This window comes from Microbacterium sp. K24 (genome assembly GCF_004794465.1).
Lineage (GTDB): Bacteria > Actinomycetota > Actinomycetes > Actinomycetales > Microbacteriaceae > Microbacterium.
Map to the genome: position 1 here is coordinate 186645 of NZ_SSDJ01000138.1, position 20618 is coordinate 207262.

General features: G+C 67.9%; 21 protein-coding genes. 2 read left to right on the plus strand and 19 right to left on the minus strand.

Features of this window, described 5'->3' with window-relative positions; translation table 11 throughout:
• Positions 1-36 precede the first annotated feature (36 nt).
• From DW306_RS15510 to DW306_RS15560, 11 genes are all read right to left on the minus strand, one after another.
• Positions 37-390: an RNA polymerase-binding protein RbpA gene (locus tag DW306_RS15510; protein WP_116636738.1), complete on the minus strand. Its 354-nt coding sequence runs from the start codon at positions 388-390 to the stop codon at positions 37-39.
• Positions 390-638 carry a preprotein translocase subunit SecG gene (secG, locus tag DW306_RS15515; RefSeq protein ID WP_029261623.1) on the minus strand — a complete coding sequence of 83 codons (249 nt, stop codon included), beginning with the start codon at positions 636-638 and terminating at the stop codon, positions 390-392. Before secG ends, DW306_RS15510 begins: the two co-directional genes overlap by 1 nt.
• A gap of 81 nt (positions 639-719) precedes the next feature.
• Positions 720-1511: a triose-phosphate isomerase gene (gene tpiA / locus DW306_RS15520; RefSeq protein ID WP_136056481.1), complete on the minus strand. Its 792-nt coding sequence runs from the start codon at positions 1509-1511 to the stop codon at positions 720-722.
• Positions 1502-2716 (minus strand): phosphoglycerate kinase, encoded by a 1215-nt coding sequence (locus DW306_RS15525; protein ID WP_136056482.1) that lies wholly within the window; start codon positions 2714-2716, stop codon positions 1502-1504. The genes tpiA and DW306_RS15525 overlap by 10 nt, the downstream gene beginning before the upstream one ends.
• A 10-nt stretch (positions 2717-2726) precedes the next feature.
• A complete protein-coding gene (gene gap / locus DW306_RS15530) occupies positions 2727-3737 on the minus strand; it encodes a type I glyceraldehyde-3-phosphate dehydrogenase (RefSeq protein ID WP_136056483.1) in 1011 nt (336 codons plus the stop codon).
• Positions 3738-3840: 103 nt separating this feature from the next.
• Entirely contained in the window at positions 3841-4467 is a 627-nt protein-coding gene (locus tag DW306_RS15535) for a superoxide dismutase (protein WP_116636742.1), read from the minus strand.
• A gap of 183 nt (positions 4468-4650) precedes the next feature.
• Positions 4651-5628: a DNA-binding protein WhiA gene (gene whiA / locus DW306_RS15540; RefSeq protein WP_136056484.1), complete on the minus strand. Its 978-nt coding sequence runs from the start codon at positions 5626-5628 to the stop codon at positions 4651-4653.
• Positions 5629-5695: 67 nt separating this feature from the next.
• Positions 5696-6565, minus strand: coding sequence for an RNase adapter RapZ (rapZ, locus tag DW306_RS15545; protein WP_136056485.1), 870 nt, complete (start codon positions 6563-6565; stop codon positions 5696-5698).
• A gap of 34 nt (positions 6566-6599) precedes the next feature.
• Entirely contained in the window at positions 6600-8504 is a 1905-nt protein-coding gene (uvrC, locus tag DW306_RS15550; protein WP_136056486.1) for an excinuclease ABC subunit UvrC, read from the minus strand.
• Entirely contained in the window at positions 8504-11392 is a 2889-nt protein-coding gene (uvrA, locus tag DW306_RS15555) for an excinuclease ABC subunit UvrA (RefSeq protein WP_136056487.1), read from the minus strand. The genes uvrC and uvrA overlap by 1 nt, the downstream gene beginning before the upstream one ends.
• 220 nt (positions 11393-11612) lie before the next feature.
• The gene (locus tag DW306_RS15560; RefSeq protein WP_240747220.1) at positions 11613-12056 is read right to left on the minus strand and encodes a MarR family transcriptional regulator; all 444 of its coding nucleotides are present in this window, start codon (positions 12054-12056) and stop codon (positions 11613-11615) included.
• 44 nt (positions 12057-12100) lie between these two features.
• On the opposite strand from DW306_RS15560, the gene DW306_RS15565 reads away from it, so the two are divergent.
• The gene (locus DW306_RS15565; RefSeq protein ID WP_136056488.1) at positions 12101-12343 is read left to right on the plus strand and encodes a hypothetical protein; all 243 of its coding nucleotides are present in this window, start codon (positions 12101-12103) and stop codon (positions 12341-12343) included.
• Positions 12344-12363: 20 nt separating this feature from the next.
• Here DW306_RS15565 and DW306_RS15570 read toward each other — a convergent pair whose 3' ends face one another.
• From DW306_RS15570 to DW306_RS15580, 3 genes are read right to left on the minus strand one after another with little or no spacing between them, the layout of a single operon-like run.
• Positions 12364-12702 carry a TfoX/Sxy family protein gene (locus DW306_RS15570; protein ID WP_240747221.1) on the minus strand — a complete coding sequence of 113 codons (339 nt, stop codon included), beginning with the start codon at positions 12700-12702 and terminating at the stop codon, positions 12364-12366.
• A gap of 14 nt (positions 12703-12716) precedes the next feature.
• A complete protein-coding gene (uvrB, locus tag DW306_RS15575; RefSeq protein WP_136056489.1) occupies positions 12717-14789 on the minus strand; it encodes an excinuclease ABC subunit UvrB in 2073 nt (690 codons plus the stop codon).
• 37 nt (positions 14790-14826) lie between these two features.
• Positions 14827-15366 carry a hypothetical protein gene (locus DW306_RS15580; protein ID WP_136056490.1) on the minus strand — a complete coding sequence of 180 codons (540 nt, stop codon included), beginning with the start codon at positions 15364-15366 and terminating at the stop codon, positions 14827-14829.
• Positions 15367-15472: 106 nt separating this feature from the next.
• Here DW306_RS15580 and DW306_RS15585 point away from each other — a divergent pair, with 106 nt between their 5' ends.
• Positions 15473-16090 (plus strand): DUF4126 domain-containing protein, encoded by a 618-nt coding sequence (locus tag DW306_RS15585; RefSeq protein WP_136056491.1) that lies wholly within the window; start codon positions 15473-15475, stop codon positions 16088-16090.
• On the opposite strand, the gene DW306_RS15590 is transcribed toward DW306_RS15585, so the two are convergent.
• From DW306_RS15590 to DW306_RS15610, 5 genes are read right to left on the minus strand one after another with little or no spacing between them, the layout of a single operon-like run.
• Positions 16063-16851: a GNAT family N-acetyltransferase gene (locus tag DW306_RS15590; RefSeq protein WP_136056492.1), complete on the minus strand. Its 789-nt coding sequence runs from the start codon at positions 16849-16851 to the stop codon at positions 16063-16065. The genes DW306_RS15585 and DW306_RS15590 overlap by 28 nt on opposite strands.
• A 25-nt stretch (positions 16852-16876) precedes the next feature.
• The gene (locus DW306_RS15595) at positions 16877-18088 is read right to left on the minus strand and encodes an MFS transporter (protein ID WP_136056493.1); all 1212 of its coding nucleotides are present in this window, start codon (positions 18086-18088) and stop codon (positions 16877-16879) included.
• A complete protein-coding gene (gene coaE / locus DW306_RS15600; RefSeq protein ID WP_136056494.1) occupies positions 18085-18684 on the minus strand; it encodes a dephospho-CoA kinase in 600 nt (199 codons plus the stop codon). Before coaE ends, DW306_RS15595 begins: the two co-directional genes overlap by 4 nt.
• A 32-nt stretch (positions 18685-18716) precedes the next feature.
• Positions 18717-19298: a CoA-binding protein gene (locus DW306_RS15605; RefSeq protein WP_240747222.1), complete on the minus strand. Its 582-nt coding sequence runs from the start codon at positions 19296-19298 to the stop codon at positions 18717-18719.
• Positions 19295-20599 (minus strand): O-acetylhomoserine aminocarboxypropyltransferase/cysteine synthase family protein, encoded by a 1305-nt coding sequence (locus tag DW306_RS15610; protein WP_136056495.1) that lies wholly within the window; start codon positions 20597-20599, stop codon positions 19295-19297. The genes DW306_RS15605 and DW306_RS15610 overlap by 4 nt, the downstream gene beginning before the upstream one ends.
• Positions 20600-20618 lie beyond the last annotated feature (19 nt).

A 20618-nucleotide genomic window follows, 5' to 3' on the forward strand; every position in this document is an offset into this window, starting at 1 on the left:
ACTCGCGGCGGCTTCGTCGATGTCAGATCGGTGCGGTCACTGGCCCCGGCGTTCGCGGAGCTGCGTGAGTGCGTCCTCGAGGAGCTGGACGGCTTCCTCGTCGGTGCGACGCTCCTTCACGTAGGCGAGGTGCGTCTTGTACGGCTCCGCCTTCGCGAGCGCGGGCGGGTTCTCCTTGTCACGACCAGCCGGCAGACCCGACTGCGGGTGATCGATCGTCTCCGGGATCTCCTCTTCGGGGAGACCGGCGGCGAAGTAGCGCACCGTCTCGTTGCCGAGGCCGTCCCAATAAGAGACCGCGATGCGGTCGGCATGGTAGCCGTGGTCCTGCTCCCCCATGGGGCCGGAACCGACACGGGTTCCGCGAATGGCGTTACCACCGGTAGCCATCAGATCACCTCGAACTTCGTGATGAGTCCCAGCGCGACGATGGCGACGAACCAGGTCAGCGCGAGGACGACGGTGAAGCGGTTCAGGTTCCGCTCCGCGAGACCGGAGGATCCGACCGCAGAGGTCATTCCTCCGCCGAACATGTCGGAGAGGCCGCCACCGCGACCCTTGTGCAAGAGGATGAGGAGGGTCAGCAGGACGCTGGTGATACCCAGCACGACCTGCAGAACGAACTCGAGAATTGCCACGAGAAAGCGCCTTTCGATGGGGCAGGTGCGCCCCCGTAACGGTCAAGTATACGGTGCAGCGGGGCCGGAGCCCCGCCGCACTCACACGCCGACGTGCTTCTCGAAGCGGATGATCGCGGCGAACTCGTCGACGACGAGGCTCGCGCCGCCGACCAGGGCACCGTCCACATCGGGCTCGCGCATGAAGCTGGCGATGTTCGCCGACTTCACCGAACCGCCGTAGAGGATCCGGGTGCGCGCGGCGGCCTCGTCACCGAGGACTTTCGCGATCACGGTGCGGAGCGCCGCGCAGACATCCTGCGCCTGCTGCGGCGTCGCGGCCTGGCCGGAGCCGATGGCCCAGACGGGCTCGTACGCGACCACGATGTCGGCCGTCGGCGAGACGCCTTGAAGCGCCGCCTCGAGCTGACCGGCCGGAACCGCGCTGGCGCCGAACTTCTCCAGGTCCTCTGCCGTCTCTCCGACGCAGATCACCGGAACGAGTCCGTGCTTGAGAGCGGCCTGCACCTTGGCCGCGACGACCTCATCGGACTCGGCGTGGTACTCACGGCGCTCCGAGTGGCCGATGATGACGTACTTCGCGTCGAGCTTCGCCAGGAACGCGCCGGAGATCTCGCCCGTGTACGCACCGGAATCGTGCGCCGAGACGTCCTGCGCGCCGAGGGCGAACGGGATCTTGTCGGCGTCGATGAGCGTCTGAACGCTGCGGATGTCGGTGAACGGCGGGAAGACCGCCACCTCGACGGACCCGTCCTCGTGCTTGGCGTCCTTCAGCGTCCAGTGCAGCTTCTGCACGAACGCCACCGCCTGCAGGTGATCCAGGTTCATCTTCCAGTTGCCCGCGATCAGCGGGGTACGGGTTGTTATGCCCATCCGAGCACCTCCAGGCCGGGTAGTTTCTTTCCCTCGAGGAACTCGAGGCTTGCGCCGCCACCGGTCGAGATGTGACCGAACTGGTCGTCGGTGAAGCCGAGCTGACGCACTGCTGCTGCCGAGTCCCCGCCGCCGACGACGCTGAGGCCGTCGACCTCGGTGAGAGCCTGCGCGACGGTCTTGGTACCCGCGGCGAAAGCCGGGAACTCGAACACGCCCATGGGACCGTTCCAGAACACGGTCTTCGACCCGCGGATGACCTCGGCGAACCGAGCCGCCGTCTCCGGGCCGATGTCGAGACCGATCCCGGAGGTGCCGAAGGCCGTCGACTCGATCGCGTCGGCGGAGACCGTCTCGTGCGCGGCATCCGCACTGAACGACGCCGCGACAACCACATCGGTCGGGAGCACGAACTCCACGCCCCGCTCCGCCGCCTCCGCGATGTAGCCGCGCACGGTCTCGAGCTGGTCCTCTTCCAGGAGGCTCGAGGCCACGGCATGACCCTGCGCCTTGAGGAACGTGAACAGCATGCCGCCGCCGACCAGAATCCGGTCGACGCGAGGCAGCAGGTGCGAGATGACGCCGAGCTTGTCGCTGACCTTGGAGCCGCCGAGCACGACCGCGTAGGGGCGCTCGGGCTTCTCGGTGAGACGGTCGAGAACGTCGAGCTCGGTCTCGATCAGGAGCCCTGCCGCCGACGGCAGCAGCTCTGCGAGTTCGTACACGCTGGCCTGCTTGCGGTGCACGACACCGAAGCCGTCCGAGACGAGCACGTCTCCGAGCGTCGCGAGCTCTTCGGCGAAGGCGGCGCGGGTGGCGTCGTCCTTCGCGGTCTCCCCCGCGTTGAACCGCAGGTTCTCGATGACCACGACGCCGCCGTCTTCGAGCGACGCCACGGCATCCTGCGCGGACTCGCCGACGGTGTCACGGGCGAACGCGACCGGGACGCCGAGCAGTTCGGAGAGCCGCTGAGCCACCGGCTCGAGGCTGTACTGGGGGTCGGGCGCGCCGTCGGGGCGGCCGAGATGGGAGCAGACGACCACGCGGGCACCCGCGTTGATCAGTGCGTTGAGAGTCGGCAACGAGGCGCGTACACGGCCATCGTCCGTTATGACCCCATCCCGCAGGGGGACGTTCAGATCACAACGGACGATGACGCGCTTGCCCTCGAGCGAACCCAGTGAGTCCAGGGTGCGCAGAGTCATGTGTCAGAGCTCAGAGACGCTCGGCGACGTACTCGGTCAGGTCGACGAGACGGTTGGAGTAGCCCCACTCGTTGTCGTACCAGCTCGAGACCTTCACCAGGTTGCCGCTGACGTTGGTCAGCGTGGAGTCGAAGATCGACGAGTGCGGGTTGTGCACGATGTCGCTCGACACGATCTGGTCGGCGTTGTACTGGAGGTAGCCGGCGAGACGACCGTCTGCTGCCGCCGCCTTGTACGCCTCGTTGACCTCGTCGACCGTGAGGTCCTCGCGGTCGGTGATGAGCGTGAGGTCGACGATCGAGCCGGTGGGAACCGGCACGCGGTACGACGAGCCGCTGAGCTTGCCCTGCAGCTCCGGGAGCACCTCGCCGATGGCCTTGGCGGCACCGGTCGACGCCGGCGTGATGTTGATCGCGGCGGCGCGCGCACGACGGAGGTCGCTGTGCGGGCCGTCCTGCAGGTTCTGGTCGGCGGTGTATGCGTGCGCGGTCATCATGAAGCCGCGGTCGATGCCGAACGCGTCGTTGAAGACCTTGGCCAGCGGCGCGAGGCAGTTCGTGGTGCAGGACGCGTTGGAGATGATGTGGTCGGTCTCGGGGTTGTACGTGTCCTCGTTCACGCCCATGACGAACGTGCCGTCGACGCCGGTGCCCGGAGCCGAGATGAGGACCTTCTTCGCACCCGCATCGATGTGCTTCTTGGCGGCCTCGGCCTTGGTGAAGAAACCGGTCGACTCGATGACGATGTCGACGCCCAGCTCTCCCCACGGGAGGTTGGCGGGGTCGCGCTCGGCGAAAGCCTTGATCTGCTTGCCGTTGACCGTGATGCTGTCGTCGTCGTAGCTGATCTCGGCATCGAGGACGCCGCCGACCGAGTCGTACTTCAGCAGGTGCGCGAGGGTCTTGTTGTCGGTGAGGTCGTTGACCGCGACGATCTCGAGGTCTGCTCCCTGCGCGAGAGCCGCGCGGAAGTAGTTGCGTCCGATGCGGCCGAAGCCGTTGATACCGATCTTGACAGACACTAAGGTCTCCTGATTTCTCGTGCGCATACGCGCGGTTTCAACTAGACAAGCATGGACAACGGCGTCCCGACGGGCGAGATGTCCGTCGGGACACCCGTCTTGATTACGACAGTACCAGCAGGCCGTTCGTCTGCTTGCGGGCGACCTCGAGGCGCTGGGCGACGTTCTCCCAGTTGGCGATGTTCCACGCCGCCTTGACGTAGTCCGCCTTGACGTTGAGGTAGTCCAGGTAGAAGGCGTGCTCCCACATGTCGAGCTGGAACAGCGGGATGGTGCCCTGCGCCGTGTTCGACTGCTGGTCGAACAGCTGCTGGATGATCAGGCGCGAGCCGATCGAGTCCCAGCTGAGGACGGCCCATCCGGAACCCTGGATGCCGGTGGCAGCTGCGGTGAAGTGCGCCTGGAACTTCTCGAAAGAACCGAAGTACTCGTCGATCGCGGCCTTGAGCTCACCCTCGGGCTGACCGCCGCCGTTCGGCGACAGGTTGGTCCAGAAGATCGAGTGATTGACGTGGCCGCCGAGGTTGAAGGCGAGGTCCTTCTCGAGCTTGTTGACGTTGGCGAGGTTGCCGCTCTCGCGTGCCTCGGCCAGCTGCTCGAGAGCCGTGTTCGCGCCGGCGACGTAGGTCGCGTGGTGCTTGTCATGGTGGAGTTCCATGATCTTGCCGCTGATGTGCGGCTCCAGGGCTGCGAAGTCGTAGGGAAGGTCGGGGAGCGTGTAAATCGCCATATCGCATTCATCCAATCCGCGCCGCGCCGCGGCGCTTGCCGATCCTCCGCGCCACCGATGTGCGGCGTAGAGCGGACGTAACTCATCCTACTGACGACAACGCGAGCCGGGACCAGAACCTTCCGCCATATGACGAAAGACCCGCCTCCGGGAGCACCGGAGGCGGGTCTTCGAAAGTCAGGGTCAGACGTCGAGTCCGACGGGCACCGCGGCCTCTGTGCCCGGGATGCCCTCCTGCTGCGCACGCTTGTCGGCCATCGCCAGCAGACGACGGATACGGCCGGCGACGGCATCCTTCGTCAGCGGCGGATCGGCGTGATGCCCGAGTTCGTCGAGGCTCGCATCTCGGTGCGCCAGACGCAGCTCGCCGGCCACCTTGAGGTGATCGGGAACCTCGTCCGCCAGGATCTCGAGCGCCCGCTCGACACGTGCGCACGCGGCGACGGCAGCCTGTGCCGAGCGTCGCAGGTTGGCATCGTCGAAGTTGACGAGGCGGTTGACCCCGGCGCGCACCTCGCGGCGCTGACGGAGCTCCTCCCACGTGACGGCGGTCTTCTTCGCGCCCATCTCGTTGAGGATCGTGCGGATCGCCTCGCCCTCACGCACGACGACGCGCGGCATGCCCCGAACCTCGCGGGCTTTCGCGGCGACACCGAGACGGTGGGCGGCGCCGACGAGGGCCATCGCCGCCTCCGACGACGGGCACACGACCTCGAGCATCGCGGATCGTCCGGGCTCGCTGAGCGTTCCGGCGGCGAGGAAGGCGCCGCGCCAGAGGCCGGCCACCTCGGCACGGGATCCGGTCGTCAGGCGGTTGGGCAGGCCGCGCACGGGGCGGCGGCGCTGGTCGAGGAGCCCGGTCTGGCGGGCCAGAGTCTCTCCCTGCGAGATCACGCGCACGGCCCACCGTGCGCCGTCGTTCGCGGTGCTGGACTGCACCTGGGCGATCTCGGGGCGCACACCGTAGATCTCGGCGAGGTCTCGGGCGACGCGACGAGCAAGCGTCTCGGCATCGACTTCGGCTTCCACAGCCACCCGGCCGGCGATCGAATGCAGGCCACCGGCGAACCGGAGGATCGCGGTCACTTCCGAGACACGCACCGTCGGGGGTGCGTTGCGGATGCTGACCAGCTCGGCCTTGACGTCGGTGGTTAGTGCCACGACACTCCTTTACGTTCACGCGCCGGATCGCGACGCAAACGTCCAGCTTACTCGGCCGGGCGACCGGCTACTCTCTGCCGAGGTCTCGATGACGCACATTGACGGCCACGCCGGGAATGGCCGCGAGCCGCCGCGCGAGCTCTTCCGACATCGCGACGGAGCGGTGCTTGCCGCCGGTGCAGCCGATCGCGATGGTGGAGTGGCTCTTGTTCTCGCGTTGATACCCCTCCAGGACGGGAACCAGCGCTGCGGAGTACGACTCGAGGAACTCCGTCGCACCCTCGCGGGAGAGAACGTACTCGCGCACCGTCTCGTCTTGACCCGTGAGGCCGCGCAGCTCTTCGTTCCAGAACGGGTTCGGCAGGAACCGCATATCGGCGACGATGTCGACGTCGGTCGGCAGCCCGTACTTGAAGCCGAAGCTGAGCAGAGTCACCCGGTGACGGGCCTCGCCCTCCTCGGAGAAGATGTCGGACACCTGCGTCGCCAGCTGGTGGATGTTCAGCGCCGACGTGTCGATCACGAGGTCGGCGGCCTCCCGGATCGGCGCGAGCCTGGTGCGCTCGATGCGGATGCCGTCGAGCAGCGTGCCGTCGCCCTGGAGCGGATGCGGTCGCCGCACGGACTCGAACCGCCGCACGAGCACGTCGTCGGAGGCGTCGAGGAAGAGCACGCGCACGGAGCCGCGCGAACGGAGGGCTCGGGCCACCCCGGGGAAGTCGTCGAACAGGTTGCGGCCGCGGACGTCGACGACGGCGGCGACCTTCGGCAGCGCATTGCCGCCCATGTCGGTGAGATCGAGGAGCGGTCGCAGGATCTGCGGGGGCAGGTTGTCGACGACGTACCATCCGAGATCTTCGAGGGCGTTGGCCACCGTCGTGCGGCCGGCGCCCGACATCCCCGTGACGATGAGAAACTCGCCCTTATCCCCAGTCATTGCTCCGCGCTCCCTCTCCCCCGTGCGTTCCAGCCTAGCGAGTGGAGAGGTGCGTGTGGATATTCTGCGCGAGCACCGGCCCGATTCCCTGGACCTCGAGGATCTCGTCGGGTTGCGCTGCGCGCAGGGCGGTCACGGAGCCGAAGTGCTTGAGCAGCACCTTGATGCGCGAGGCGCCGAGACCGGGGACTTCGGAGAGGACCGTGGAGATGTCACCGCGGCGCTTCTTGCGCTGATGGGTGATCGCGAAGCGGTGCGCTTCGTCACGCAGACGCTGCAGCAGGTAGAGCGCCTCGCTGGTGCGCGGCAGGATCACCGGGAAGTCGTCGCCGGGCAGCCACACCTCCTCCAGACGCTTGGCGATGCCGCAGACGGCGATCTCGGTGTGTCCGGCATCGCGGAGAGCGCGAGCGGCGGCCTCGACCTGCGGCTGGCCTCCGTCGACGAGCAGCAGCTGCGGCGGGTACGCGAACCGCGGCTTGCGCCGCACCGTCGCCTCTCCCACGTCTTCCCCCACGACCTCATCGGTCGTCGGATCGATGGTTTCCGGCTCTTCGGGACGGTCGAGGTAGGCCAACCGGCGCCGGAGCACCTGGTACATGGAGTCGGTGTCGTCGGTCGTGTCGGTGATGTTGAACGAGCGGTACTGATCCTTGCGGGGCAGGCCGTCTTCGAACACGACCATCGACGCGACGACGTTCGTGCCGCCGAGGTGCGAGATGTCGAAGCACTCGATGCGCAGCGGCGCCTCGCTCATGCCGAGGGCGTTCTGCAGATCGGTCAGAGCCTGGGTGCGCGCGACGTAGTCGCTCGTGCGCCTCGTCTTGTGGCGGATGAGGGCCTGCTGGGCGTTCAACGTGGCGGTGCGCATGAGGTCGGCGCGCTGACCTCGCTGCGCCACGGCGATCTCGGTCTTCTTGCCTCGGCGCTCCCGCAGCCACACTTCGAGCTCGGCGGCATCGTCGGGAAGGGTCGGCACCAGGATGCGCCTCGGCACGTCCTGCGCGTCGCCGTATGCGCGCTGCAGCACCTGGTCGACGAGTTCGCCCGTCGTGATGTCGATCTCCTTCTCGATCGTCATCGCGCGCACACCGCGCACCCGGCCGCCGCGGATCACGAAGTGCTGCACGGCCGCCGCGAGCTCGTCTTCGGCGATGCCGAACAGGTCGGCATCCTCGTCGGGCGCGAGCACCAGTGCGCTCTTGCCGAGGACGGCCTCGATCGCGCTGAGCTTGTCGCGGTACTTCGCGGCCGCTTCGTAGTCCATGGCCGCGGACGCCGCCAGCATCCGCGCGGTGAGCTCCTTCGTGAACCGCTCGTCTCCCCCGGCCATGAAGGCGACGAAGTCGTCGACCATGGCGCGGTGCTCCTCGATCGTCACGGTCATCGAGCACGGTCCGCCGCACTTGCCGATCTGACCCGGGAAGCACGGGCGCCCCGTCTGCATCGCCCGCTTGTAGCTGGCATCGCTGCAGGTGCGGATCGGGAACGCCTTGATCATCAGGTCGATGGTCTCGTGCACCGCCCAGACCTTGGGGAACGGGCCGAAGTAGCGCGCTCCGGGGATCTTGCGGTTGCGGGTGACGATGACCCTCGGAGCCTCGTCGGCGAGCGTCACGGCCATGAACGGATAGGACTTGTCGTCCTTATAGCGCACGTTGAAAGGCGGATCGAACTCCTTGATCCACATGTACTCGAGCTGCAGCGAGTCCACGTCGGTCGGCACGACAGTCCATTCGACCGATGCCGCCGTGGTGACCATGCGCCGCGTGCGCTCATGCAGCGTGCGCAGCGGAGCGAAGTAGTTCGACAGCCGCTGACGCAGGTTCTTCGCCTTGCCGACGTACAGCACGCGCCCGTCCGCATCGCGGAACCGGTACACGCCGGGGTCGGTGGGAATCTCCCCCGTCCGCGGCTTGTACGGCAGGACGTCGGCCATCAGCTGGCCTTCCGCGCTGAGCGCCCCTCACCCAGGATCTCGCCGAGGAACAGGCCGGTGTGGCTCTCTTCGACGCGTGCGATCTGCTCGGGAGTGCCGGTGGCGATGATCTGACCGCCGCCGGAGCCTCCCTCGGGTCCGAGGTCGATGACCCAGTCGGCCGACTTGATGACATCGAGATTGTGCTCGATGACGATCACCGTGTTGCCCTTGTCGACGAGACCGTTCAGCACCTCGAGGAGCTTGCGGACGTCTTCGAAGTGCAATCCGGTGGTCGGCTCGTCGAGCACGTAGATGCTGCGGCCATTGCTGCGACGCTGGAGCTCGGTGGCGAGCTTGACGCGCTGCGCCTCACCGCCGGAGAGCGTCGTCGCGGATTGGCCGAGTCGCACGTATCCGAGCCCCACGTCGACCAGGGTCTTCATGTAACGGTGGATCGCCTGGATCGGCTCGAAGAACTCGGCGGCCTCTTCGATGGGCATCTCGAGGACCTCGGCGATGTTCTTGCCCTTGTAGTGCACGGCGAGAGTGTCGCGGTTGTACCGCTTGCCGTGGCACACCTCGCAGTCGACGTAGACGTCGGGCAGGAAGTTCATCTCGATCTTGATCGTTCCGTCGCCCGAGCACGCCTCGCAGCGGCCACCCTTGACGTTGAAGCTGAACCGGCCGGGCAGGTAGCCGCGGACCTTCGCCTCGGGAGTCTCGCTGAAGAGCGTGCGGATGCGGTCGAACACGCCCGTGTACGTCGCCGGGTTCGATCGCGGCGTGCGCCCGATCGGGGCCTGGTCGACGTGCACGACCTTGTCGAGGTTGTCGAGCCCGGTCACGCGCGTGTGCTTGCCCGGAACCGTGCGCGCCCCGTTGAGCTTGGAGGCGAGCACCTGGTAGAGGATGTCGTTCACGAGCGACGACTTGCCCGAGCCGCTCACGCCGGTGACGGCCGTGAGCACGCCGAGCGGGAAGTCGGCGGTGACGTTGCGGAGGTTGTTGGCCCGGGCGCCGACGACGCTCAGCATGCGCTTCTTGTCGATCTTGCGACGCTTCGCCGGCATCGGGATCTCGCGACGTCCGGACAGGTACTGCCCCGTCATCGACTCGCTGTCGCCCAGGAGGGCGGAGTACGGCCCCGAGTGCACGACCGCACCGCCGTTCACACCGGCACCGGGACCGATGTCGACGACCCAGTCGGCCGCTTCGATGGTCTCTTCGTCGTGCTCCACGACGATCAGCGTGTTGCCGAGGTCGCGCAGCTTGATGAGGGTGTTGATGAGACGGCGGTTGTCGCGCTGGTGGAGGCCGATCGACGGTTCGTCGAGCACGTAGAGGACGCCGGTGAGCCCGGAGCCGATCTGCGTCGCGAGACGGATGCGCTGGGCCTCGCCGCCCGAGAGGGAACCTGCCGAACGACTGAGGTTGAGGTACGAGAGCCCGACCTGCAGCAGGAAGTCGAGGCGCAGGCGGATCTCGCGGAGCACCTGCGCGGCGATCTGAGCTTCACGTTCGGTGAGCGTGAGCGTCTCCATGAAGGCCCGGGCATCGGACAGGCTGAGGTGCGAGACCTCCGCGATGGAGTGGCCGTGCACCTGAACCGCCAGCACCTCCGGCTTGAGCCGGTTGCCGTCGCAGACGGGGCAGGGCACCTCGCGGAGGTACTCGCCCCAGCGGCTGCGCTGGGTGTCGGACTCGGCCTGCAGATACTGCCGCTCGATGTACGGCACGACGCCCTCGAAGCCGGACGCGTAACGCATCTCGCGCCCGTACCGGTTCTTCCACTTGACGGTCACCTTGTAGTTCTCGCCGCGGAGCACCGCATCCTGCACGTCGGAGTGGAGCTTGTGCCAGGGAGTGTCGAGCGAGAAGTCGAGGTCGCGGGAAAGCCCTTCGAGCAGTCGCTCGTAGTACTGGAACAGCCCCTTGCCCTGCGTCGTCCACGGGATGATGACACCCTCGCGGATCGAGAGGTCGGTGTCGCCGAGCATGAGGTCGACGTCGACCGACATGCGCGTGCCGAGCCCCGAGCAGGCGGGGCAGGCGCCGAACGGCGCGTTGAACGAGAAGGTACGCGGCTCGATCTCGGTGAGAGTCAGCTCGTGGCCGTTGGGGCACGCGAGCTTCTCGGAGAACGTCTGCCAGGCGTCGTCGCCCTCGCCGTCGACGAAGTTGACCTGGACGACTCCGCCGGCGAGGCCGAGCGCGGTCTCGACCGAATCGGTGACCCGTCCGAGGATGTCGTCGGACGCGACGAGCCGGTCGACCACCACGGCGATGTCGTGCTTGTAGCTCTTCTTGAGCTTCGGCGGCTCGGCGAGCTGGATGAGGTCTCCGTCGACGATCGCGCGCGAGTAACCCTTCGCTCCGAGCTCGCGGAAGAGGTCGACGAACTCGCCCTTCTTCTGCGAGACGATCGGGGCGACGATCTGGTAGCGCGTGCGCTCGGGCAGCTCCATCAGCTGGTCGGCGATCTGCTGCACGGTCTGGCGCTGGATCTTCTCACCGCACTCGGGGCAATGCGGAATGCCGATGCGCGCCCAGAGCAGACGCATGTAGTCGTAGATCTCGGTGATCGTGCCGACGGTCGACCGCGGGTTGCGGTTCGTGGACTTCTGATCGATCGAGACGGCAGGGCTCAGCCCCTCGATGAAGTCGACGTCGGGGCGATCGACCTGGCCGAGGAACTGGCGCGCGTAGGCGCTCAGCGATTCGACGTAACGACGCTGGCCCTCGGCGAAGATCGTGTCGAACGCGAGGCTCGACTTCCCCGAGCCGGACAGGCCGGTGAACACGACCAGCGAGTCGCGGGGGATGTCGATGTCGACGTTCTTCAGATTGTGGACGCGGGCACCGCGAACGCTGAGTTTTCCTGGGGTGGCAACGGGGACAATGGGCACCGGATAAGTCTACGAGGGGCCACGGACATCGGCTCCGTGAAGGCTCTCAGGAGCGGATCTCACACTGTTCTCCAAGGCCGAGGCGGAGGCGGCATCCACTGTCCTCACCGCATGCAGGGCGAAGGTGAGCGCCACGAGCAGCACGGCGGGAGTGAGGGCGAGCGAACCGAGGAGGTGGACCGCGGGGACAAGGAGGACCGCGTGGGCGGGCGGTGTCGCCTCATCCGAATTCGGGACGACGTCCGGCGAAAGGGCTGAGTCCGTCACGGAGAGCGGAGATCTCGGACACGTCCATCCCGACGGCCGCCATGACCTGCCGGGGGACGTCCAGGGCTCTTTCCCGCAGAGCGGCTCCCGCCTCGGTCAGCGTGATCTCGAGTCGGCGCTCGTCCTCGCTGCTCCGCTGACGGACGACGAGTCCCTCCGTCTCCAGCCGCTTCACGAGGGGCGAGGCCGTGGCGGGTTCGAGCGCGAGATCGACGGCGAGGTCGTTCAGGGTGCGCGGAGCGAGCTCCCAGAGAGCGAGCATCACGAGGTACTGCGGGTGCGTGAGCCCGAGAGGTTCGAGGATCGGCCGGTAGATCGCGACCACGTTGCGTGCCGCAGTCACCAGTGCGAAGCAGAGCTGGTTCTCCAGTCGGAGCAGTTCGTCGGTAGCCGTCACACCGCGACTATACATTGGCACTAATGGTTAGTACACTAATTAACATGGCACGCAACCCGGATCAGGCCCCTCTACGCACGCGCATCCGCGAAGCGGGAGGACTGTACGCCTGGGTGAACACCAACCTCATCCGCTTCGCAGGACCGGCGTCGGTCGGGCCCTACGAGAAGACTCCCCCGCCCAGCGCGGCTGAGCGGGCCGAGCGTGCCTGCCCGTTGTGCGGCGCCCCGATGACGGAGCACGAGATCGACCGCAGCGGTCCGCGGACGCTCGTGCACTGCCCGTAGCACTGCCGGGCGCGCCGGGATCAGGTGCTTCTGGACACCTCGTTCGCCTCGCGTGCAGCGTCGATCCAGAACATCAGGGCATCGTCATCGGTCAGCACACCCGACGACACGTCGAGCCAGCTGTTGCCCATCGTCTTGGCTCCCATCACCGCGACCGCGACGCCCGGCTGGGTCAGAAGTGCGGCGCCGCTCTCTTCGTCGACGCGCACCAGAAGGACGCCGTTCTTCCGCGCCCCCACGAGGATTCGCCCGCCGAGCAGGAACGCCCGCGTGCCGAACATGCGCTTCTCCTCGACGTCGCCCCCGACGTGCAGCAGAGCTCTCACACGATCAGCGAGCTCTTCGCCTGCAGCGTCCATCGGTCAGTCTCCGCTCAGGCGTGCCCGGCGCGTTCCATCGCGCGGAGCTCTTTCTTGAGGTCTTGCACCTCGTCGCGCAAGCGGCCGGCGAGCTCGAACTTGAGCTCGGCTGCCGCAGCGAGCATCTGGTTCGACAGATCCTGGATCGTCGCCTCGAGCTGCTGGGCACCCTCGGCCGCGATCCCGGTGCGGCGCAGGTTCGGCGTCGGAGATTTGCCCTTGCCGGACTGACGACCGCGCCCCGAGAGCATGTCGGCCGTATCGGCTCCCTCGCGTGCCAGCACCTCGGTGATGTCGGCGATGCGCTTGCGCAGCGGCGTCGGATCGATGCCGTGCTCGAGGTTGTACGCGACCTGCTTCTCACGTCGACGATCGGTCTCTTCGATCGCCTTCGCCATCGAGTCGGTGATCTTGTCGGCGTACATGTGGACTTCACCGGAGACGTTTCGCGCCGCACGACCGATCGTCTGGATGAGCGATGTGCCCGATCGCAGGAAGCCCTCCTTGTCGGCGTCGAGGATCGCCACCAGCGAGACCTCGGGAAGGTCGAGGCCCTCTCGCAGCAGGTTGATTCCCACGAGCACGTCGTACACACCCGCGCGAAGCTCGCTCAGCAGCTCGACGCGTCGGAGCGTGTCGACGTCGGAATGCAGGTACCGCACACGCACGCCGTGCTCGCCCAGGAAGTCGGTGAGCTCTTCGGACATCTTCTTCGTGAGCGTCGTCACGAGGACGCGCTCGTCGCGCTCGACACGCAGTCGGATCTCTTCGAGGAGATCGTCGATCTGCCCCTTCGACGGCTTCACCACGATGTGCGGGTCGACCAGACCCGTCGGGCGGATGATCTGCTCGACGACGCCGTCGGCGATGCCCATCTCGTACTTGCCCGGGGTCGCCGACAGGTAGACCGTCTGTCCGATGCGGTTCTTGAACTCATCCCACCTCAGCGGACGGTTGTCCATGGCGCTGGGCAGACGGAACCCGTGGTCGACCAGCGTGCGCTTGCGCGACGCGTCGCCCTCGTACATGGCGCCGATCTGGGGAACCGTGACATGCGACTCGTCGATGACGAGGAGGAAGTCGTCGGGGAAGAAGTCGAGCAGCGTGTGCGGGGGCTCGCCGGGCATGCGGCCGTCCATGTGACGCGAGTAGTTCTCGATGCCGGAGCAGAACCCGAGCTGCTGCAGCATCTCGAGATCGAACGACGTGCGCATGCGCAGACGCTGCGCCTCGAGCAGCTTGCCCTGGCGCTCGAACTCGGCGAGACGCTCTTCGAGCTCGTGCTCGATCGTGCCGATGGACCGCTGGATGACATCGGTGCCGGCGACGTAGTGCGACGCGGGGAAGATCGGCACGGAGTCGAGCTTCTCGATCACCTCGCCGGTCAGCGGGTGGAGCGAATACAGGCCTTCGATCTCGTCGCCGAACAGCTCGATGCGGATCGCGTGCTCTTCGTAGACGGGGATGATCTCGATCGTGTCACCGCGCACACGGAAGTTGCCGCGCGAGAAGTCGACGTCGTTGCGGTTGTACTGCATGGCGATGAACTGGCGGATGAGCGCGTCGCGGTCGTACCGCTCCCCCACCTGCAGCGCGACCATCGCCCGGAGGTACTCCTCCGGCGCGCCGAGGCCGTAGATGCAGGACACGGTCGAGACGACGATCACGTCGCGCCGGCTCAGCAGCGAGTTGGTCGTCGAGTGGCGCAGCCGCTCGACCTCGGCGTTGATCGAGGAGTCCTTCTCGATGAAGGTGTCGGTCTGCGGAACGTAGGCCTCGGGCTGGTAGTAGTCGTAGTACGAGACGAAGTACTCGACGGCGTTGTTCGGCATGAGCTCGCGGAACTCGTTCGCCAGCTGAGCGGCCAGCGTCTTGTTGTGCGCGAGCACGAGCGTCGGACGCTGCACCTGCTCGACCAGCCATGCTGTCGTCGCCGACTTTCCGGTACCCGTCGCCCCGAGCAGCACCACGTCGGTCTCGCCCGCGTTGATGCGCCCCGCGAGATCGGCGATCGCCTGCGGCTGATCACCGGCGGGCGCGTACTCGCTGATGACCTCGAAGGGGCGGACGCTGCGCGTGGTTTGCATACCTCCAGCGTATGCCGCCCCTCCGACATCGAGGCCGTCAGGCGTTGAGAGTGGCCGTCTCGGCCGATGGTTCCTGCGCCCAGGTGGTCGTTCCCCCGTTGACGAGGCTCATCGTCGCGGTGGATGTGAGCGCCCCGGCCGCCGAGCCGACGATGTTGAACGTGAGCGCACCCCCGAACCCCGAGGGCGTGGCGACGAACGTGAACGAGCTCGCCGTGCTGCCCAGGCTCGGCGTTGCGGTCCACCCGCCGATCGACGAACCGGCATCGAGCGTGACGGGGGAACTGAAGCTGACGACGACCACGAGCGACGCGTCGGCCGGCGGATTCACCCACGGGTCCGCCCGGTAGCTGATCTGCGTGCTGAACGTCGCGCGCAACCCGTCCTGCGCCGCGACGAGGGTCGTGAAATCGCCCTGCGCCTCGGCATCCCAGTAGTAGTTCGCCTCGCTGTTGACCGTTCCCCCTGTGCTGGCCGCAGCGAGCGGCAATGCTGCCGCGACCGCGATCACGGGCACCGACCAGGCCGCGCCCTTGATGATGGTGCGGCGCGAGATCTCTTGCTCTTCCTGCTCCATGGTCTGCCTCCCCCGACGCGAGAAGCATCACCAGCAGACCGTCCCCTGGGCGTCCCCACGCCTCATCCCAGAATATCAGCCGCCTCTCGAAGCCTAGAGTGGGCGCGTGATCGAGTTCATCATCGGCTCCAGCCTCGCGGCCGCCGCGGGGCTGAACGCGTGGATGCCGTTGTTCCTGCTCGGACTCGCCGACCGCCTGCTTCCGCCGTTCGCGCTTCCTTCCGGGTGGTCGTGGCTGTCGAGCGACCTCGCTCTCTGGATCATCGGTGCGCTCCTCGTGCTCGAGATCGTCGCCGACAAGGTGCCGGCGCTCGACTCCGTGAACGATGTCATCCAGAGCATCATCCGTCCCGCGGCCGGCGGCATCGCGTTCGGTGCGGGTGCCGGTTCCCAGACGCTCGCGGTCGAAGACCCGGGGTCCTTCTTCACGGGCGACACCTGGGTTCCTGTGGTCGCGGGCGTGGTGATCGCCCTCGTCGTGCACGTTTTCAAGGCGACAGCCCGCCTCGGCGCGAACGTGACGACGGGAGGTCTCGCGGCGCCGGTGCTGAGCACGCTCGAGGACGGGACCTCCTTCGCCCTCGCCGCCGCGGCGATCGTGGTGCCGATCGTGGCCGGCATCCTGCTGCTCGGGCTGATCGCGATCGCGATCCTGGTGCTCAGGCGGCGCCGTCAGCGCCGGAGGCACGACACCCCTCAACCCGGGACCGGGCTCCAGACGTAGGGCGTCGTCGTCGAGACCTTGACGAGCCCCGACCGCTCGAGGATCGGACGCGAGAACTCCGTCGAGTCGGACTGCAGGTAGCGGAAGCCGGCCGCCCGTGCAGATCGCGCCCGTTCGGCGGTGAGCGCGCGATAGATGCCACGGCCCCTCCATTCCGGCAGGGTCGCACCGCCCCACAACCCCGCGAAGCCGGTACCGGCGACCGGTTCGAGCCGACCGGCACTCACGACCACGCCCTCGGCGACCGCGATCCACAGCTCGACCGCCTCGCCGGCGCGGAGTCTGCCGATCAGGGCCTCGGCCCGAGAACGCCACGCGGCGTCGCCGAACACCTGGCCCTGCATCTCGCCCGCGGCGAGCACATCGTCATCGGTCCGCGCCCGCCTGATCTCCACGCCGTCGGGGATGTCGGCATGCTGAGCCAGCGCGGCCGCCTCGCCGATCATGATCGATTCCGGTTCCTCCGGTACGAAGCCGTGCGCCAGGAGGCTCTCATGAAGACCCGGCGCCCGGTCATGACCGCGGGTCTTCCACTCCACCGAGCCCACTCCCAGATCACGGAAGTACGCCACAGCTTCATCGATCAGCTCGGCGATGCCCTCGGCATCCGCTCCCCCCAGGTCCGCGTACGTGATGAATCCGAAGCCACCGGCCAGAACCGCGAGATGCAGGGGGCCATGCTGCACCACGCTGACGGCGTTCGCGATCTCCGCGCCGGCGCGCAGCTCACGGTCGTAGGCCTCGAGGTACTCGTGGATCATGCGTCGATCCTCCCAGATCGAGGCGTCATCCCTGAGCGGTCGCGGCCCCCCGCAGGGCCGACCACGCGGCGAGGGCGGCCGCGGCGCACATCGCCACGACGGCAGCCACGAACCAGGTCCAACTGCCACCGCCGAACACGAGACCGAGCGCCCAGCCGAAGAGGCTCGAACCCGCGTAGTACGCGAAGTAGTACAGCGACGACGCCTGCGCCCTGCTGGCGGGCCCGGCAGCGACCGGCGTCCAGCCCGAAGCGACGGCATGCGCCCCGAAGAATCCCGCCGTGAAGAGCAGCAGCCCTACGAGCACGACCGCGGCGATCGGCACCAGCAGCAGCCCGGCGCCGAGCGCCATGACACCGATCGATCCGATCAGCACCGGGAACCGGCCGATCCGCGAGGCGAGACCACCGGCCCACGGCGACGACACCGTGCCGGCGAGATAGGCCAGGAACAGCAGGGTCACGAGCCACGACGGCAGATCGAACGGCGCTGCGGAGAGGTGGAAACCGAGGTAGTTGTAGACGGCGACGAACGCCCCCATCAGAAGGAACCCCTGCGCGTAGAGCGCCCACTGCAGCGGCGACCGCAGCGGGGCTCGCAGCCTCTCCAGGATGCCGGGACCGCGATCGGCACGCAGACGCCCCGGAACGAAGCCCCTCGCCCTCGGGGTGAGCCAGAGGAACAGCCCGGCGGCGGCCGCGCAGAACGCCGCGACCGAGAGGATTCCGGCCTGCCACCCGCCGATCTCGCCGACGATCCCCGACACGATGCGACCGAGCAGTCCGCCGACCGTGGTGCCGGCGATGTAGCTGCCCGCCGCCGTGGCGGCGTGCCGCCCCTCCACCTCCTCGCTGAGATACGCGAGCGCCACCGCAGGCACCGCCCCCAGCGCCACGCCCTCGGCGAACCGCAGGGTGAGGAGCACGGCGATCTCGCCGCTCAACGGGGCGGCCAGACCGATCACCGTGGCCGTCAGCACCCCGGTGGCCATCGCCGGCACGCGCCCGATGCGATCCGCGACGACCGACCACGGGATGACGGCGAGGGCGAGCCCGAGCGTCGCGGCCGACACGCTGAGCGCCGCGGTCGCCGGCCCGACCGACAGGTCGGCCGAGATCTGCGGCAGCACGGCCTGCGCCGAGTACAGCTGAGCGAACGTCGCGATCCCGGCGAAGAACAGGCCGATGATCAGGCGCCGATACTCCCGTGATCCTGGCGCATGGCCGGAGAAGCTCACTGCGGGCGGATCCGCTCCCAGAGCGCATCCGTCTGGCGATGCGTCTCCGCGAGCTCGCCGGCCGTGTCGATGACGACATCCGCGATCGCCAGGCGCTTGTCGTCGGGGACCTGCGCGTCGATCCGCTCCTGCGCGGCGCGCTCGTCCATCCCGCGCAGCTCGACCAGGCGACGGAGACGTTCGGATGCCGGCGCATGCGCCACGACGATCGTGTCCCACGGGTCGTCGACCCTCGCCTCGACGAGCAGGGGCACGTCGTACACGACCACGGCGTGCGGGTCGTCGGCGACGGCCTGCTCGAATCGGCGCTGCGACTCGATGCGGACCGCCGGGTGCACGATCGCGTTCAGCTGCTTCAGGAGATCCGCATCACCGAAGACCTTTGCTCCGAGTGCGGCGCGGTCGAGCGCACCGTCCGGGGCGATGACGTCGGCGCCGAACGTCTCCGCGATCTTCGCCAGCACGGGAGCGCCGGGAGCCTGCACATCGCGCACGATCTGATCGGCGTCGACGATGATGGCGCCGTGCTCCGCCAGTCTCCGGGCGATGGTCGACTTCCCCGACGCGATGCCGCCGGTGAGTGCGATGAGAGGCATACGGCCAGTCTAGAGTTCGCGGCCCGGGGCGCTCACCGCGACAGGAGCTGGCGACGGGAGCTGATCACGCCGGTGTCGAATCCCGCGAGGTGGAGGCCGCCGTGGAAGCGCGCGTGCTCGATCTTGATGCAGCGGTCCATCACGACCGACAGTCCCGCGGCCTCCGCGAGAGCCGCGGCGTCCTCGTTCCAGGAGCCGAGCTGGAGCCATAGTGCGCTGGCGCCGACGTCGATGGCCTCCTGCGCGACCCCCGGGAGGTCGTCGTGCCGACGGAAGACGTCGACGACGTCCGGCACGACCGGGAGGTCGGCCAGCGAGGCGTACACGGGCTGCCCGAGGATCTCCTTCTCCCGCGGGTTGACGAGGTACACGTCGTAGGCGGTGCTGGAGAGCAGATAGGTCGCCACGAAGAACGAGGCGCGCGCCGGGTTGTTCGACGCGCCGACGATCGCGACCGACTTCGCGCGGCGGAGCAGGCCGAAGCGCTCCTGCTGGTTCGGACCGACCCAGGTCCGCCCGGGGGCGGCCGGGGCGGCACCGGGCAGTGCGCAGGCGGCGGCGTCCGTCACCGCCGGAATCTCGCATGCGTCTGCCGGAGGGTTCGTCCCGCTCATCGGTTGGCTCCTGTCGCGAGGGTGAGGGCCTGGTCGAGGTCCCAGATGATGTCGTCCGCGTCCTCGAGACCCACCGAGATGCGGATGAGGTCGGGGCGCACGCCGGCAGCCACGAGCTGCTCCTCGGTGAGCTGACGGTGCGTCGTCGATGCGGGGTGGATGACGAGCGTGCGCGCATCGCCGATGTTCGCCAGGTGCGAGGCGAGCTGCAGATTCTCGATCAGCGCCTCCCCCGCGGCGCGTCCGTCGACGGCCGCGACACCGAAGGCGAAGACCGAACCGGGTCCGAGCGGCAGGTACTTCGCCGCGCGTTCTCGGTGCGGGTGTCCCTCGAGTCCGGCCCAGGTGACGTACGCCACGCGAGGGTCGGACGCCAGCCATTCGGCGACGACCCGGGCGTTCGCGAGATGCGCGTCGATGCGCTGCGGGAGGGTCTCCACACCCTGGAGCAGGTTGAACGCGGACTGCGGGCTGAGCGCCGGGCCGATATCGCGCAGCTGCTCGGAGCGCAGCTTCGTGAGGAAGCCGTACTCGCCGAAGTTGTCCCACCACTTGATGCCGCCGTAAGAGTCGACGGGCTCGGTCATCTGCGGGAACTTGCCATTGCCCCAGTCGAACGTGCCCTTCTCGATGACAACGCCCCCGAGGGTCGTGCCGTGCCCGCCGAGGAACTTCGTCACCGAGTGGATCACGATGTCGGCGCCGTGCTCGAGCGGGCGGGCCAGGTACGGGGTCGCCAGGGTCGCGTCGACGACGAGCGGCACTCCGGCCTCGTGCGCGACCGCAGCCAGTCCCTCGATGTCGGCGATCTCCCCCGAGGGGTTGCCGATCATCTCGACGTAGACGACCTTCGTCTCGGGACGGATCGCAGCGGCGTAGTCGGCGGGGTCGGTCGACGCGACGAAGGTGGTCTCGACGCCGAAGCGCCGGAGGGTCACGTCGAGCTGCGTCACCGTGCCGCCGTAGAGCTGTGCAGCCGCGACCACGTGATCGCCGGCGCCGACGAGGGCCGCGAACGTGATGAACTCCGCACTCATGCCGGATGCCGTGGCCACGGCTCCGATGCCACCCTCGAGGGAGGCCAGACGCTCTTCCAGTGCCGCGACGGTGGGGTTGCCGATGCGGGAGTAGATGTTGCCGTACTTCTGCAGGGCGAAGAGGTTTCCGGCATCCGCCGCGTCGTCGAAGACGAACGACGTCGTCTGGTAGATCGGCACCGCGCGGGCACCGGTCGACGCGTCGGGAGTGCCGCCGGCGTGGAGGGCTCGGGTGCGGAACCCGAAGCGATGTTCTTCCGTCATGATGTCCTCGGTTCGGGGT